This window comes from Candidatus Cloacimonadota bacterium, assembly GCA_019429305.1.
Lineage (GTDB): Bacteria > Cloacimonadota > Cloacimonadia > Cloacimonadales > JAJBBL01 > JAHYIR01.
On sequence record JAHYIR010000032.1, the window covers coordinates 1 to 16,334 of the forward strand.

Genomic DNA, 16,334 nt, shown 5'->3' on the forward strand with positions numbered 1-16,334 from the left:
TATCATTAGAGAAGGGTGAACTTCTAACATATATCTCTCCCACAATTCCTACAAGTGGTTTTGAATCAGTTAGATTAGGTTTTATTCCTTTTAAGTCATTGCCTAATAATCTCAATACTTTCTTCAGACTGTTTCTCCTTTCGAGAGATTGACCAAGAATCTCTGTATACACCTTTAATATATGATCGACTTTTTGTGGTTCGGCAACGTAGGGACGCACTCTGCAACCAAGTTTGATTATAATATCAGTAATTATGATCGATTTCATGATCAATAATCGTAAACTTCCCGAAATCTCTCGATAGTTATTTTCTGAGTTAAAAGATAGCAGAGAGGTGTTTATCTGCAAACGATTCAGAACCATCTGATGAATAGTGCTGTATTGCCCAAATCGGCAGGGTCCGGAAGCACAGGGCATAAAGAGTGAGGTTTCTCGATCATCATCATCGATGCAATTATCATAATAGTCGAGAAAAGATCCGAGAGTCGTTGCTGCCGGAAGACATTCAGAACCGCGAAGATAGCTTTTACCTTTTTGGAAAGTGCTTTGATCTTCCTTAGTCAAAGGTACTGCATTATATCCATGACCTCGAAATGAGGCAGTCAGAAGATTAGTTCCTACCGGATGCATTGGGGGGAATAATATTTTTTTATTTTTATCCGGTAAATGTTCGATAGTTCTTTTATAATTAGTTGGATCTTGCTGTAAACTCTCTCGTTCATAATTCTCAATCCTATCTAAAAATGCCTCAATGCGTGTCAAATAACCGGCATTACCGCTATGTTCATCTAATTCAAGGATAAGAAAGGGTTTATGCGACCAAATATCTTCCAATAAACTGAGAAGAAAAGAATCAGGTCCACAGTTAAAATTAGTGATAAAGATCGGATAGAAATTAGGAAATTGACTTAATTTTTCCGCAATAGCGATAAATTTCTGCCCATAACTCCAATACATATTCCGATTTTCTGTGGTTACTTCATTTCTACTGGTTGGTATAAGATCACATGGTAGCAGAGTAAAACCATATTTACTTGTATCTTTGATAAGGTTAAGATTTAATGATTCATCATAGAGATTATATGCTCTGCCCATTATTACCAATACAGGTTTATTCTCTTGAGACAGGATTTTGGTGATCTTTTCACTATTCCTTAATAATTTCGTAAGTTGTTCTGAATAACTGTCCTGAGCAATGAGATAAGCTCTTTTAATATCTTGCCTTGATATTGAGTATATGTCTGAAAAATACTCTGTAAGACGATCGATATTGGAATCAGAATCTTCACTGAAATCAATCACGGGAGAAAACAGCTTATCATTCGGTAGATTGTTGGAACTTAGGATATTTTTCACAATCGCAGGCAAAGATTGCGTAATTACACAGAAAAAAGAATTAATAGTTTTTGGATTGGGAGTATCTCTAATAATATAGGGCAGAAAGATCGGGGTCTGTTTTGTCTTAATTAGATATATTGCATGACCAATAGCTAACTTCATTGGGTAGCATAACTCATTAGGGCTCTGTTTTAAACTGATATCAATTATATCTCTATCGGTATCAGGAGTAACTATTACTTTAAAACCAAGTTCATTCCAGAAAGACTGCCAGAATTTTCCATGAGAATAATAAAAAAGTGCTTTAGGGAGATAAATCACTTGTTCTGATGGGATAGCATTGTAAACAGTTTGATTATTCGACAGAGATTGTTTAAAGAAAAGATCATAACTATCTTCAGTAATTTCATCGTTATTCTCTTTACCACACATATAACCCCATGATACAGTTGTACCTGCTGAGTCAAAATACATAATCCGGCAACGATTTTGACATTTATCGCAGTGCTTTTCACGAAATTCTATCACTTGTTCATCCAAATCCCAACCCTTAAAAGAAGATTTTTCAATTACTGCTTGCTCACTTAAGAGTTCTGTTAATCCTAAAGCACCCATGATATGACTATACTTTGAAGTTTCAATTCTCTTACCGAGAATATTGCTGAATGCTTCAACTAATCCCCGATTTCTGGCAGTAGCTCCAAGAAAGATTATTGGTTCTTCAATAGGACGATTTTGAACAACACGATGAAGATAATTCCGACAAACGGCATGTAATAGTGAGGTCACAACTTCCGAGATTGAGACACTATCCACAATTAATTTTTGTGCATCTATCTCCATAAAGACAGTACAACGGTCATTCAGTTTTGGAGCAGCAACGCCACTACTCAATTTTTCAAAATCTTCTAATTTGATATTGAGCATCTGTGCTTGTTCTTCCAAAAACGAACCAGTCCCCGCTGCACAGGCATAGTTCATATTAGCATCTCTCATCCATTTATCATGAACTAAGATGTATTTGGAATCCTGACCACCTATTTCGAATATTGTCCGGACTGTAGGGAATTCTCTGATGGCTCCCTTAAGATGAGCTGTGATCTCATTTAATATCAAATCAGCGCCGGCAAAAGCTCCCACTATTCTCCTGCCACTTCCAGTAGTACCCATTCCCTTAACTACAAACTTAACATTATGGGCTGCCTGATATATATTGATTCCTTTAAGAAGCTTTTGATAGGCAGAAATTGGATTTCCGGCAGTTTTGCGGTAAATATTAAAGAGAATCTCTTTGGTCTCAGAGTTTATCAAAATTCCTTTTGTACTTGTCGAACCAATATCTACACCAAAATAAACTGGTATTTTTGCGTTTTTAATTTGCTTGTCTATGTTGATTTCATTTCCAAACTCATCATAGGATCTATTAACGGATAATTTATTGGCAGTATGAGAGCTAAAGACGAGTTTCTTTTCATAGGCAATATTGTTTCCAGCAGATAATCCTTCAAATGAACTTGTGGAGATATTGTTAGCTTGCAGGTATTTAATACCGCTATGTGCTATAAAGCTCTCTGGTTTATCAGGGATTACTAAATCATTGTTATCTAACAGTTGAGAAAAGTAATGAAAAAAAAGAGGATTACGAATTAACCCACCAATTATCATAATTTTTCCATGTAAAGATGTTCCACGCAAAAGAGTTGCATAACATGATTCAGCCATACCTTTGACAAGACCGTTCCATAGTTCATCAATAGTATACCCTTCTTGTTGCCGGTGGATCAGATCACTTTTCGCAAAAACAGCACAACGACTCGCTATTACAGGTATTCGATTAGTTGGTTTTATTTGTTCAATATCAGAAAAAGAGAGATCCATGCGCAACATCTGCTGGTCTAAAAATGATCCGGTTCCTGAAGCGCATAATGAATTAGTCTGAAACCGGTGAAATTTACCATCTCTAATTTCCAATAAGGAGAGAGAAGTAGCACCAATATCGATAATAAAAGAAACACCATTGCTTTGTTTATTTAGATACCCTATTACAGGAATAGTCCAATCAATCGGGATGAATCTTTTATCATCCGAGAGTATTTTAAGATACTTTCCGGTTACCAAACCTCTGATATCATTGTTTGCATTTCTTTCTAAAAGTTTGGCAATCTCTTTAGCCGGATTGGAATAATGTTCTTGGAGGACATATTGGTGCGATTTTCCCTCATCAGATATAACTGCTTTTAAAGTTTTGGTTCCTATATCACAGCTAATAAACTTCATTATCTTATTCTACTTCTCTATCAAAGAATATATAATTTGACGTCTAACAAGGTATTTCTATGTTATTATATTTCAAAGAGTCTCAATTTTTTCTATCAAACCGGGGTGATCCATTCTACTATAATTTACTTCACGAGAGACCGGTTCAATTATCATATCTTCTTCTGGGAATGATTTCAACATCTCAATTAATTCAGTCTGATTTGAATTGAAAAGCCAGGCATGAATCTGTTCCGGACGGAAAATGACCGGCATTCGATTATGAATTGGTTGCAGTTTTTCATTGGCGTTGGCAGTAATTATGGTAAAATTATTCGGCATAGTATGATTCTCGACTTTTGGGCTGTTCCATATTCCGGCAAAAAAGATCAATGGAAGGTCCTTTACTCTGATGAAGAATGGTTGTCTGTCTGATTTCCGCCATTCATAAAAGCCGTTAGCCGGTATCAAGCATCGCCGATATTTAAATGAGTTTTTAAACATCGGTTTAGTTGTGATAGTTTCCGATTTAGCATTGATCACAGAGAAGGCATTTTTTTCTTTATCTGTCGAATAAGAGAAGTTAGGAATTAAACCCCATTTTTGAAGATCTATCACCGGAGTTTTAGAGTTTTTTATCAAGACGGGTATCATCATACTTGGAGAGATGTTATAATGCGGTGACCATTCAATATCACTATCAATCAGGTCAGCATATTCCAGGATAACTTTGATATTGGAAAAAAGGGCAAAACGACCACACATAAGATCTCCTATGCCTTAACCTTTAGCAGTTCTTGCCAACATGTCGTGTATCTGGGAGAGAGCATCTCCCTTCTCATTTGCCATTCTTGTTTTATTCCGGCACCGGCAAAAGTTATAGCTCCCGTTCCCCATTTCCTATTGATTCTATCCATACAATGCATTATTTGGGAACGTCTATCTTCAGGATAAGCAGTTTCAAACAGGTCTATTGGTGCTTCGTCTTCAGGAATTATATCTGTTATCATGACACCCACTTTCTTATATCTGAATCCTTCCCGATAGATATTGTCCAGAATCTGACCGGCAATTTTAATGAAATCAGGAGGGTATGCTGAGTAACCTGATAACTTTAACTCTCGATAGTTGGCATATTGCGGTTCGTTCTTAAAGGGATTGGTTGTTAAATAGAGCAATAGGCGACGAGCTAATGATTTTTGCTGTCTGAGTTTAGAAACTGCGTTTAAACAATATGAAGCAGCTGCTTCGTGTAAATCCTCTATCTTATCAATACTTTTACCGAAAGACTTAGAAGATATGATCCCTTTTTTGGGCTCATTCACCAACTCCATATTGAGACAAGAATTACCTCGTAACTCTTCTACAGTCTTTAATCCGACTATTGTCATCTTGCTCTTTATCCAGTCATTTGGTTGTTGTGTTAACTCCCAGGCATTATAGATACCGTTTTTCTTCAACATCTTCGAATAACGATATCCGATACCCCAGATATCTTCTACTGGTGTTTGATGAAGTAGTTCTGTTGTTTTATCAGGATCAGTGAGCACAAAAACACCTTGTTCAGTCAGTGCTTTTTTGGCTACTTTGTTGGCTATCTTGGCAAGAGTCTTTGTAGGAGCAATCCCAACCGATATGGGAATACCGGTACATTGACGAATAGTGTTTCGAATGGTATGTCCATAAGCTCGGATGTCTGATATCTCCATTTTAGAGAGAGAAAGAAACGCCTCATCTATAGAATAGATCTCGACATCAGGGCTGAAGCGGGAGAGTAAAGACATTACCCTGAATGACATATCACCATAAAGTGAGTAATTTGAAGAAAAAATCGTGATATCATGTTTCTTCAAGAGTTGTTTGATCTTGAAATAGGGAACTCCCCGCTCAATACCCAATTTTTTTAACTCAGGAGAAAGTGCTACTATACAACCGTCATTATTAGAAAGGATACCAACCGGTTTTTTTTCAAGATCTGGTCTGAACGCTCTCTCACAAGAGACATAAAAATGGTTACAATCTATGAGAGCGAAAAGCTCTCGATCGCTCTTCTTATACTTTATGGATGACATAGCTAACAACACCCCAGATAGTCATCTCCATCCAATCTTCTATCTGGATGGAAGGATATGCTTTGTTATCAGGAACCAAAAGGTATCTACCATTGTTAATCTGTAATCTCTTAACGGTTAACTCGCCGTCTAAGAAAGCTATAACCACCCTATTATGTGATGCTTCTAGAGATCGGTCAACTATTAGAATATCATCAGGATATATACCGGCATTAACCATAGAATCACCATCTACTCTTACAAAGTAAGTCGATGCAGGATGTGGTATAAGATATTCATTAAGATCGAGGGAATCTTCTATATAATCCTGGGCCGGTGAAGGGAATCCGGCAGGAATCTTCATTCCTATCAAGGGTCTTAAAACCTTTTTCTTGGCATCATATCTATATATTGCCTTTATTGTGTCATCTGTATGCAACACGCTCTTTTTATCTTTCATAACATCTGATTCCTTGATAAATAGTTTACTTTTCTTAAACAATCCGTCAAGTAGATATTCAACAACAAAGGAGTAAGAGCTAGCAAAAAAATATTTCATTGACATCATATTAGTATCTTAAGAATAAAAAGATAGAGTTAACCTGTTATCAATGATAAGTGGTACTGCTATAAATCAATGAGAAACAATATGGAGTGGGAGATGAAATTAGGATTGACTTATGACTTACGGGATAATTATCTGAAAGAAGGTTTAACGGAAGAAGAAACTGCTGAAATGGATAGTGTTAGTACCATAGATGCCTTAGAAGAAACCATTCGTGATTTAGGTTATCAGATAGATAAGATTGGTAATATTAAAAGCCTAGTATCAAAACTGGCCTTAGGTGAAAGATGGGATTTGGTTTTCAATATCGCTGAAGGTGTCTATGGTATGGGGAGAGAAGCTCAAGTCCCGGCAGTATTAGATGCCTATCGAATACCCTATACTTTCTCTGATACGATTGTCTTAGCAGTAGCTCTACAGAAGGCATTAACAAAACGAATAGTCAGTGATTTGGGTATTCCCACTTCCGATTTTTTCTCTGTTAGAACAGAAGATGCCATTTCTCTGGTGAAACTGCCTTTTCCTTTATTCGCAAAACCTGTTGCAGAGGGTACAGGAAGAGGTGTTAATGACCGATCAATTATCAATAATAAAGAAGAATTGGAAGCTACTTGTCTAGATCTTCTCAGAACATACAAACAACCTGTTTTAGTGGAGAGGTATTTACCCGGTAGAGAATTCACTGTCGGTATCATTGGTACTGGGGCAAAAACACAGACAGTGGGAGTGATGGAGGTAGTGTTGAAACCAACATCAGATGTCGAGGTTTATGGGTATAAAGCAAAAGAGCTCTGTGAACAATTGATAGATTATATCCCTGCAACGGGCGAGACTGCCGAGAAAGCCAAAAAGATGGCGTTGATTGTACACAAAGGCATAAACTGCCGTGATTCATCACGGGTCGATTTTAAAGAAGATGAGAATGGTGAATTACAATTTTTGGAGATCAATCCATTAGCCGGATTACACCCTACGCATTCTGATCTGCCAATAATATGTAGTTTTTTTAATATCTCATATAAAGAACTAATTTATCGTATCATTGAATCGGCGAAAGAGAGAATTACGCCACAAAATAAATAGAGTTTAACTTGTGAGGAGTTATGAATCCAAAAGAGCAGGAAAAAAGAACAGGTATTCGAGATTTAGGGATCACAATCGGTCGCTTTAAAACCGGTAAGTATAACGCCATAACCGATGTATACGGTGTCCGGGTAGGGCATACTACTATTATTGAAGATGGAGTCAGGGTACCGAGAACAAAGGATTTGAGTTGTGTAAGAACTGGTGTTACGGCAATTCTACCCGCCTATGATTCCCTACTCGATAGATTATTCGTTGCTGGTGGTTTTATCCTTAACGGAATAGGAGAAATGACCGGTTTTACTCAGGTAATGGAGTGGGGATGGCTGGAGACCCCGATCTTACTGACTAACACAATGTCAATTGGTCAGGTTCATAGCGGTGTCATTTCACATATTAGCAGTAAGTATCCCGATTTAGGACGAGATTCCGACGTGATTATTCCTGTCATAGGGGAGACCGATGATTCTTTTTTAAATGATGTGAGAATAAGTAGAATCAAAGAAGAAGATGTTATCAGAGCTTTTGAATCAGCTCGCAGCGGGTACATCAAACAGGGTTCGGTAGGAGCAGGCACTGGTATGACAACTTTTGATTTTGCCGGGGGAATAGGTAGTTCTTCTCGTATTCTTCCCGCCGAAGATGGGGGTTATACTATAGGTGTCTTGGTTTTATCAAATTTTGGGAAGATGAGAAATTTGACTATAGATGGATCAGTTGTAGGTCGGGAGCTTGATCCTTTATTCCCTCAAGATGGGCGAAGAGAATACAGTTATGGTTCTGTTATTGTGGTAGTTGCTACCGATGCTCCTTTATTAAACAGTCAGTTAAACAGATTATCAAAAAGAGCTGCACTTGGTTTAGGCAGAGTTGGTTCCTATGCAGCCTCAACAAGTGGCGAAATCATTATCTCCTTTTCTGTAGGTAATAAACTCTATCGCAAAGAACGTAACAGATTTAAGCATCAAAGCATCAGATTCATCAATGATGCCCACATAAATGCCCTATATGAAGGAGTAATAGAAGCAACCGAAGAAGCTGTCTTGAATGCTATGTTTTATTCCAAGGGTATTCACGGGAGAAAAGACCATCAGAGTCCGCCTATTCCTTATGATGAGATAGTCAAAATAATTAAACAAGGCAAGAAAATCAACCAATAAAAAAAGGGCAGTTTAAACTGCCCTTTTTCCACATAAGATTATTTATTTTAACAACAGCATCTTACCCGATAAAGTTTGCTTATCACTATTTAAATGATAGAAATAGACTCCGGATGAAAGTGTTTTGCCATTATTGTCTTTACCATCCCAAACTATATGATGCACACCTGCTGATTTTAGTTCATTTAGCAGAGTTCGAACTGTCTGTCCTTTTATATTGACGATGGAAAGTTCGGTTTTCTGGTCAAAGGGAAGTTCGAATCTAATCGTAGTTTCTGGATTGAAGGGATTCGGATAATTAGCTACTCTAAAGGGTTGTAGCGTAAGATAATCATCTTCGATACTAGATGTTTCAGACATTGTTATTAGATATCTTTCGTAATCGACCCATTCTTCTTCAAAATAATGATAGTATTGAAGATATATCATGTCCAGTTGATCTCGGACATTGTATAAATAATAAATACGGTTTTCAGGATACCATTCGACGAAATAAACTTCATAAATTCTTGATTCTAACGTGTTATCGGGATAATAAGTAAAGACATCTCTTTCAACGGGATGCCAATCTCCACTTTCCCAGTCATGAAGAGTTTCGGTGAGAAACATTGGTTGAGGTAGCCATATTGGATCATCCATTCCGATCATCAGGGCAAAACTGTTGATGAAGTCCTGAAATTCTTGATAACCGCTATTATCATTAGGGTGATATTCTATCAGCGATAATTCAGAAGGATACCAGATATCTGCATCTGGTGAATACTCAGTTAAGATTTCATTAAAGCGATCGGAATCATCATAAGAAATACTGATTCTTTCGTATTCCATATACTCATAATCGATCATCAAAGACCATTCAGCAAATCCATTGTTATCATAGTAGAACTCCATCTCTCTCCAGAGAACTAATTCTTCTTCATCTTCATCATAAAACTCCATTATTACATTGGTTATCTGATTGTTGGCATTAAATGTTTGAGTAATAACAGAAAAAACTAAATCGTAGGGCTCCTCATAAAAATGATAGATAAGTTCAACTAAATTATCATTATCGTCCCAGTTTAAAAAGGTCGTTATTGGATGATCAACCCATAGCTCTTCATAATCATCCCACCAATAATGATATATTGCCTGCATCCTCCCATGAACATCATAACTGAAATTGGATTTATCAGAATTTTCCCAATCTTCTGTATCGTAATCAATAAACTGAAAAATCATTTCAGACATTGCTAAATCTCGGGTCGAATTAGGCGCAAATCTGATTAAATTTCTAAAATCTCTGAAAGCAGTTCGATATTTTTCTTTAATCTCCCTCATATCTTCTTGTACTCTTATGTCCATCTCAGCAAAGAGAGTGACACTGATAAGAGTTAGCAGCATTATCATAGTCATTGAAGGGATAAGTTTTTTACTATACATTACAACACCTCCTTTGATATTGTTAGTTGCTTTTTTAGATGACAGTAGTTAAATAAGTCTAGTAAAATATTGTTGTTAAAGTTGTTTCAAAGCCGTTTAAATCTCGTGTTTTCTTCTATTTTCAAGCTTAGCAACTATATAGCCTCCCACAAAACCTATTAAAAGGATAAGGAAAAAGACGATAATCTGTGACATATTGATACTCCAGAATAGAATATCAACCTCAATCGGTTTGGAGTTTTGAACGATTAGAATGATAAAAATTATAGCCAGGACTATTAAAAGGATAATTTTGGGATTCATAACAACCTCCTTTGTTTGTTAATAGGGTCATTCACCAATTATTTTGATTAACACTCTCTTTTTTCTTTTTCCATCAAATTCTCCATAGAATATCTGTTCCCAAGGACCAAGATCAAGTTTATTATCGGTTATAGCTACGACAACTTCTCTCCCCATGACTGTTCTTTTTAGATGTGCATCAGCATTATCTTCATATCCGTTATGTCGGTATTGATTATAAGGTTTTTCCGGAGCTAATTTTTCCAACCATACTTGAAAGTCGTGATGTAAACCCGGTTCATCGTCATTTATGAAGACACTGGCAGTGATATGCATGGCATTACACAAAAGAATGCCTTCTTTAACCCCACTATCTCTTAAAACCTCTTCAACTTGATGAGTAATATTGATCAATGCCCTGCGGGTAGGCACTTCAAACCAGAGTTCTTTACGAATTGATTTCATTTTAACCTCAACATAAACTAGTTAGCAAGCTTATCAAAGTAAGAGAAGATCTTCCGATTAAAATCTTGGCGGATTTCTCTTTCCATTGCTTTATATGCACGTGCTACTGCTTCCGGTTGATTGATATGTCCTTCTCTGCCGCGTTGAGAGTGGGTTATAACCATTCTACCCTCACCATCGTTCATATGAATATTGAGATGCCAACGGACAAACTTTTCAGTTCTCTGTAAATCAACATCTTCCAATAACACTTCATAATCAATAGTTACTTCACCTTCTTCATCTATCGTAAAACCATGGCTGGTTAAGAGTTCTGATATTACTGAATAGATTCTTTTATGTTCATCATTTTGTTGGTTAATCTTGAATTTAAGATTATGCGCCAGATTACGTGTATCGAGAAGTAATTCATTGTGATCGTAATCGAGCATAATCATTGACCGATAATCTGGAGCAATAATTTGAAGCTGACTTAACAGATCTTCATTTATTGTACTAATTACTGTTGCTGCACTCCAATAAGCATATCTATGAAGAATATAATCACTGTTTTCTGCTCTGTCTAAGTATGAGACAATTCGCTGATTGTGATTTTCAATCATGTTCATATATATATCTGCGGTCCTATGTCGATCAATGTATGCTAGGACATAGGTTCTACCTAAATCATCAGTATAACTTTCTGCATATTGGATATTGTATAGAGTTTGAGAAGCAGATAGAGCAACAGATCTATCTATATCGGTCAATATCTCTGCTTGTAATGATCTCTCAGAGATCATCTCCTTATATCTCTCTTGATATATTTCTTCAGCTTCTACTCTTGTTTCAAAAATTTTTGCTAAATTTGCTGCAGCATCAGCTTCTGCTCTACTGCGATTATCTCCCTCTCCTATGGCGATCATATACATAGACTCAGGATAAAGAGACTGCGGATTTATCAACCATTGTGGTCGCTCATTTTGCCTGTTAACATCACGACGAGCTGATAGAGCTGAAATACAACCAATAAAAACTAGGAGTAATAAAATGGTTATAAGAGTAATCTTTTTCATTTTTACCTCTTTAAGATATTGTTTCTAATCATATTCTTACTAGATCAATTTAAACAAAAGGAGCGGATTAAATTCAGACCGGAATACTTCACTTCATAACTATCATAGCGATCTTCGAAAACTATAGAACCGTATTTATTATAGTATGCAACCCGAAAATCATAGATCCCTGGTTCCAACTCGATTTCACTAATAAGTGCTTCACCAGGGAAGTATCGGGCAATTCGTAAATCAGCACTCTCTGAAATATCTACAGCAACATCGGCAAATACTCTGAATAGAAACCCACCTAATTCACTACTTTGCGAGCGAACTCTTTGTTTGGTTTGTTCTGCAATCAGCCCTTTAGCCACGGTTCTAATAACTGATTTTATATAGATAATGGGAGCTTTGACATTGAAGGTCTCAGTAGCTACTTTATTGATATCTTCGATTTTGCTCAACTCTGTAATAATATTATCATCAACATAAACTCTAACACGGGAAATCTGTGACTCTCTTTTCTGCAGGAAGGGGATGGAGAATTTGAAATGTAAATCCTTATCTAAACTTGGCCAGATTATGATATCGGCAAACTCTGTAGGTTCATTCCCGGAGACGATCAGATGGTTTTCAAATGTTGTAATTCGCCTTTCATAAGCTCTTTTCAGAGGAGCTCTGCCAGTAAAAGAAATAAAATTGACCTTGGCTTTGTTATTGGTATTGAGATGAGAAGAGATCTCAGGTTTGGCAAAATTGTAAATATGAGATTGTTGTTGCCAACCATCAACAATATAATTGTAATCTATTCTGGCGGCGTCCATTTCCCCTTCAGTCCTGTAAATAAGCATACTAAGATAACGTCCCAGAATTGAGTTATGATATCGATTAGTTCCCGGTTTGATATCAACCTTTGCCTCTTCGGTGAGTTGATAGGATTTTGCCAGATTCCCGTATTTATCCTCTAACACATTTAGTTTATCATTTATTCGGCGGATTTCAACGAATGCCTTATCAAATTCATCTAACATCAGGAAGTTTAATGCCTTGAAGATATTTATATAGATATCTTCGTAATCTTCACCGGAGTATTCAAGGACATTATCGTTAAGCAGGAGTGAGACAGCAGCTCGCGAGACGCTTTTGGTGAATAGATCTTCTATAGCATATTCTGCTTCAGTCAGGAACTCGTTACTCTTTTGATAATCTCCTGCATAATGATAGAGCATTCCCACATCTAAATAGTAGAGGACTCTATCTTTTGCCTGATAGTATCTATTCTTCCCCGCCTCTAATTCTTTGGCTGCAGAGAAAAAATCTCGTTCTTCAATTAGAGAGTCTACTGTTCTGAAGTGAGTGGTTCGGGTAATTACCGAAGCACAACTATTGAGAATAAATACTGCTACTGCTATGTTATATAGCAATAACCATTTCTTCATAATTACCAGCTGGTTCTGGATCGTGTAATAAACTTACGTATCTCTTTATTGCCTATCCAAACCTTTTCATTGCTTTCAATGTTAATCAATTCTAAATCAACTTGGTAGTATTTAATCTGTTGCTTTCCCTCTGTATCGATGATCGTACTAATCGTTCCTTGTAACATATAATCAGCACCGGTTTCTGCAGCAAGTCGGGCGGCAGTTTCTTCACTGGAATAAATCTGTTGTTCAAGTCTCTCTTCTCGTATTTCTTGTCTAGCATCTCTCGCTGCTACGAAGCGTACTTTCCCACTATTTATCAGTTCTCTTTCCATATTTCTGATAAAAGTACCGGTATCTATATGCTCAGAGCTTAAGTTCCGAACAGTTCCAACAATTACAACAGGTTGCTGACTATGTTGCGAGTTAAAATCTCCCAGCCAAGGACGAGCTAAGACATCGTTAATCATTTGTTCTGCTACAAGACGGGAGTCTGTGTCATTCCATCTTCCACTCAGATCAATTGCCTCTTCGGTTGATATTCTCTGAACGGTTTTTCGTTGGGAACAACCGACAATCAGAGATAACGATATCAGCAAAACAATTAGAGCAATCAAACACTTATTTTTCATAATGAAACCTCCTTATGTTAACGACTCAGACGTGTTTTTTATTACAATATGATCTTATTTTACCAACTCCATACCTCTTTTGATAGCTTCTAAATTTGCTGTTAGGAGGCCAGGGTTCTTCTTCTCCATGAATTCTTTTAATCCGCGTTCTAAGGTTTCATATTTAATTAGTCCGGTTTTTCCAATTATCATACCAATAGAGACCATATTTAAAACTTTAGAAGAACCAATTTCACTAGCTATTTTGGACATCGGGGCATATACAAATTCCACATCTTCTCGTTCAAGTTTATGAGGACACATATCGGTATTAACAAAGATTACACCATTTTTACGAGTCACCGGACCAAATTTATCCAAAGAGGGTTGATTGAGAGCAACGAGTAAATCGGGGTGAGAAACTAAAGGAGAAGCAATTTCTTCGTCAGAGATAACAACGGAGACATTTGCAGTTCCACCTCGCATTTCTGGTCCATAAGAAGGTAACCATGAGACATTTTTCCCTTCTTCCATACCGGCTTGAGCGATAAATTTACCGACTGTCAAAGCACCTTGCCCACCAAATCCGGAGCAGATCATTTCAATCTTCATTTTACTCATCCCCCTCTTCTTTTGATTTATCACGATAGACACCTAATTTGAAAAAAGCTAGCATGTTTTCTTTAGCCCATTCACGAGCTTTTAACGGATCTACTCCCCAATTAGTTGGGCAAGTAGAAATGAATTCGATAAAGGTAAATCCTCTACCTTCTTTATTGTATTTCAGGGCATTATAGACAGATTTTTTAGCTTTGAGTATATCCTGAGGCGAGAGAAGTGATACTCTTTCAATATAATAAGGTGCTTCCAGTGTCGCCAGCAATTCACATGCTCTTATCGGATAACCGATATCATTAACATCTCTACCGTAAGGTGATGTTGAGGTTTTCATCCCAGGAAGAGTAGTAGGTGCCATTTGCCCACCGGTCATACCATATATAGCGTTATTAACGAAAAATACAGAGATCTTTTCACCTCGATTAGCGGCATGTACTATTTCAGCAGTACCGATAGCAGCAAGGTCCCCATCCCCCTGATATGTAAAAGCATACATATCTGGTCGGGCTCTTTTCATACCGGTTGCCACAGCCGGAGCTCTACCGTGAGCTGCTTCTGCCATGTCACAATCAAAGAATTTATAAGCAAATACTGAACATCCGACTGGGGCGACACCCATCATCTTGTTTCTCATATCTAACTCATCCATCGCTTCAGCTATCAATCTATGTGCTACTCCGTGTAAACAACCGGGGCAATAGTGAAATTGTACTTTCATCAATGATTTTGGTCTTTGTGCTATTATTTCCATTTTTCCTCCCTATAAATTCTCTTCTATCTTCTGGACAACTTCTTCTGGGGTGAATACAATGCCCCCGACTTTACCGAGGAATTCGACAGGAACTTTACCGTTTACAGCTAACCTAACATCTTCGACCATTTGCCCTAAATTAAGCTCAAATACGATAACTTTCTTTACTTTTTCAGTTAGTGCATCAGCTATGGCTTTATATGGATAAGGCCATACTGTTATTGGACGAATAAGGCCAATACTGTGTCCCTTTTTCGTTAGCTCAGTTATAGCAGACTTGACTATTCTAGACGCCGTACCGAATGCAACACACAAGACCTCATTATCTTCTCTAACATTATATTTCTCGTAACGGACCTCATTCTTTTCAATCTCTTTGTACTTTTCACCCAACCTTAAGACATGCTTTTCAAGTACTTTAGGATCTATTTCCAGAGAGTTGATCTCATGATGATGTCTATCAGGTCCATCTACATTGGGGTGCATGCACCAATCAAAATGCTGTTTGTCTAATTCAGCCAATTCTTCTTCGTTCTTTGCCGGTTTAAATTCTACTGGCTCCATCATCTGACCTAAGAGCCCATCTGAGAGGATCATCACCGGATTGCGATATTTATCGGCAAGATCAAAAGCTTCCGCAGCCATATCGGCAAATTCTTGCACACTATTAGGTGTAAGAACGATTAACTTGTAATCTCCGTGTCCACCACCCTTAGTAGCTTGGAAATAATCTCCTTGGGCTGGTTGAATATCACCTAAGCCGGGACCACCACGTTCAACATTTACTACTAAAGCAGGTAACATTGCTCCGGCAATATAGGAGAGCCCTTCCTGTTTCAAAGAGATACCCGGTGAAGAGGAAGATGTCATAGCTCTTTTTCCACAACCTGAAGCACCATAAACCATATTAATAGCTGCAACTTCGCTTTCTGCTTGGATAAAAGTACCGCCCACCTTAGGCATCATTCTTGACATGTACTCAATTAATTCACTTTGAGGTGTAATCGGGTAAGCAAAATACAATCGGCAACCTGCGCGAATTGCAGCTTCTGCTACCGCTTCATTACCTTTCATTAAAACCTTTTGTGACATTTCATCCTCCCTATTACTTCTCGATTGTGATTGCTACATCAGGACAAGTAGTGTAGCATAGTTTACAGGCAATACAAGCTTCCTGATCGAAGCATTCGGCATAATGATAACCCTTAGCATTGATCTCCTCTGAGAAACGGATTATCTTTTTCGGACATGCTTCGATGCATAAACCACAACCTTT

The 16,334-nt window shown here is 37.4% G+C and carries 16 protein-coding genes; 2 read left to right on the forward strand and 14 right to left on the reverse strand.

The window, feature by feature from the left end:
- The 4 genes from K0B81_08875 to umuD form a co-directional block, all read right to left on the reverse strand.
- Positions 1–3,616: hypothetical protein (locus tag K0B81_08875; GenBank protein ID MBW6516707.1), on the reverse strand; the 3,616-nt coding region annotated here is incomplete at its 3' end.
- A gap of 72 nt (positions 3,617–3,688) precedes the next feature.
- Positions 3,689–4,360: an SOS response-associated peptidase gene (locus K0B81_08880; protein MBW6516708.1), complete on the reverse strand. Its 672-nt coding sequence runs from the start codon at positions 4,358–4,360 to the stop codon at positions 3,689–3,691.
- An 8-nt stretch (positions 4,361–4,368) separates the two neighbouring features.
- A complete protein-coding gene (locus K0B81_08885) occupies positions 4,369–5,667 on the reverse strand; it encodes a Y-family DNA polymerase (GenBank protein ID MBW6516709.1) in 1,299 nt (432 codons plus the stop codon).
- Complete coding sequence (gene umuD, locus K0B81_08890) at positions 5,648–6,106, reverse strand: translesion error-prone DNA polymerase V autoproteolytic subunit (protein ID MBW6516710.1); 459 nt, start codon at positions 6,104–6,106, stop codon at positions 5,648–5,650. Before umuD ends, K0B81_08885 begins: the two co-directional genes overlap by 20 nt.
- Positions 6,107–6,307: 201 nt before the next feature.
- On the opposite strand from umuD, the gene K0B81_08895 reads away from it, so the two are divergent.
- Together K0B81_08895 and K0B81_08900 are read left to right on the forward strand one after the other, a co-directional pair.
- Complete coding sequence (locus K0B81_08895) at positions 6,308–7,294, forward strand: D-alanine--D-alanine ligase (GenBank protein ID MBW6516711.1); 987 nt, start codon at positions 6,308–6,310, stop codon at positions 7,292–7,294.
- Positions 7,295–7,314: 20 nt separating this feature from the next.
- The gene (locus tag K0B81_08900) at positions 7,315–8,454 is read left to right on the forward strand and encodes a P1 family peptidase (GenBank protein MBW6516712.1); all 1,140 of its coding nucleotides are present in this window, start codon (positions 7,315–7,317) and stop codon (positions 8,452–8,454) included.
- Positions 8,455–8,496: 42 nt separating this feature from the next.
- Here the strand turns inward: K0B81_08900 and K0B81_08905 are convergent, their stop codons facing one another.
- The 10 genes from K0B81_08905 to K0B81_08950 all read right to left on the reverse strand — a co-directional run.
- A complete protein-coding gene (locus K0B81_08905; GenBank protein MBW6516713.1) occupies positions 8,497–9,876 on the reverse strand; it encodes a T9SS type A sorting domain-containing protein in 1,380 nt (459 codons plus the stop codon).
- A gap of 96 nt (positions 9,877–9,972) precedes the next feature.
- Positions 9,973–10,179: a LapA family protein gene (locus K0B81_08910; protein MBW6516714.1), complete on the reverse strand. Its 207-nt coding sequence runs from the start codon at positions 10,177–10,179 to the stop codon at positions 9,973–9,975.
- A 27-nt stretch (positions 10,180–10,206) separates the two neighbouring features.
- Entirely contained in the window at positions 10,207–10,623 is a 417-nt protein-coding gene (locus K0B81_08915; GenBank protein ID MBW6516715.1) for a secondary thiamine-phosphate synthase enzyme YjbQ, read from the reverse strand.
- Positions 10,624–10,640: 17 nt separating this feature from the next.
- On the reverse strand, positions 10,641–11,678 hold the full coding sequence (locus tag K0B81_08920; GenBank protein MBW6516716.1) for an LPP20 family lipoprotein: 1,038 nt from the start codon (positions 11,676–11,678) through the stop codon (positions 10,641–10,643).
- 44 nt (positions 11,679–11,722) lie between these two features.
- Positions 11,723–13,096: a hypothetical protein gene (locus K0B81_08925; protein MBW6516717.1), complete on the reverse strand. Its 1,374-nt coding sequence runs from the start codon at positions 13,094–13,096 to the stop codon at positions 11,723–11,725.
- A 2-nt stretch (positions 13,097–13,098) separates the two neighbouring features.
- Positions 13,099–13,710, reverse strand: coding sequence for a penicillin-binding protein activator LpoB (locus tag K0B81_08930; protein ID MBW6516718.1), 612 nt, complete (start codon positions 13,708–13,710; stop codon positions 13,099–13,101).
- Positions 13,711–13,764: 54 nt separating this feature from the next.
- A complete protein-coding gene (locus K0B81_08935) occupies positions 13,765–14,301 on the reverse strand; it encodes a 2-oxoacid:acceptor oxidoreductase family protein (GenBank protein MBW6516719.1) in 537 nt (178 codons plus the stop codon).
- Between the two features lies 1 nt (position 14,302).
- A complete protein-coding gene (locus tag K0B81_08940) occupies positions 14,303–15,058 on the reverse strand; it encodes a 2-oxoglutarate oxidoreductase (GenBank protein MBW6516720.1) in 756 nt (251 codons plus the stop codon).
- A gap of 9 nt (positions 15,059–15,067) precedes the next feature.
- Entirely contained in the window at positions 15,068–16,150 is a 1,083-nt protein-coding gene (locus K0B81_08945; protein ID MBW6516721.1) for a 3-methyl-2-oxobutanoate dehydrogenase subunit VorB, read from the reverse strand.
- Positions 16,151–16,163: 13 nt separating this feature from the next.
- Positions 16,164–16,334 (reverse strand): ferredoxin family protein (locus K0B81_08950; protein MBW6516722.1); only part of this gene is annotated, 171 nt, incomplete at its 5' end.

Coding starts and splice junctions, on each gene's coding strand:
- K0B81_08880 (MBW6516708.1), bottom strand. CDS start 4,360: ATGTGTGGTCGTTTTGCCCTTTTTTCCAATATCAAAGTTATCCTGGAA.
- K0B81_08885 (MBW6516709.1), bottom strand. CDS start 5,667: ATGTCATCCATAAAGTATAAGAAGAGCGATCGAGAGCTTTTCGCTCTC.
- umuD (MBW6516710.1), bottom strand. CDS start 6,106: ATGAAAGATAAAAAGAGCGTGTTGCATACAGATGACACAATAAAGGCA.
- K0B81_08895 (MBW6516711.1), top strand. CDS start 6,308: ATGAAATTAGGATTGACTTATGACTTACGGGATAATTATCTGAAAGAA.
- K0B81_08900 (MBW6516712.1), top strand. CDS start 7,315: ATGAATCCAAAAGAGCAGGAAAAAAGAACAGGTATTCGAGATTTAGGG.
- K0B81_08905 (MBW6516713.1), bottom strand. CDS start 9,876: ATGTATAGTAAAAAACTTATCCCTTCAATGACTATGATAATGCTGCTA.
- K0B81_08910 (MBW6516714.1), bottom strand. CDS start 10,179: ATGAATCCCAAAATTATCCTTTTAATAGTCCTGGCTATAATTTTTATC.
- K0B81_08915 (MBW6516715.1), bottom strand. CDS start 10,623: ATGAAATCAATTCGTAAAGAACTCTGGTTTGAAGTGCCTACCCGCAGG.
- K0B81_08920 (MBW6516716.1), bottom strand. CDS start 11,678: ATGAAAAAGATTACTCTTATAACCATTTTATTACTCCTAGTTTTTATT.
- K0B81_08925 (MBW6516717.1), bottom strand. CDS start 13,096: ATGAAGAAATGGTTATTGCTATATAACATAGCAGTAGCAGTATTTATT.
- K0B81_08930 (MBW6516718.1), bottom strand. CDS start 13,710: ATGAAAAATAAGTGTTTGATTGCTCTAATTGTTTTGCTGATATCGTTA.
- K0B81_08935 (MBW6516719.1), bottom strand. CDS start 14,301: ATGAAGATTGAAATGATCTGCTCCGGATTTGGTGGGCAAGGTGCTTTG.
- K0B81_08940 (MBW6516720.1), bottom strand. CDS start 15,058: ATGGAAATAATAGCACAAAGACCAAAATCATTGATGAAAGTACAATTT.
- K0B81_08945 (MBW6516721.1), bottom strand. CDS start 16,150: ATGTCACAAAAGGTTTTAATGAAAGGTAATGAAGCGGTAGCAGAAGCT.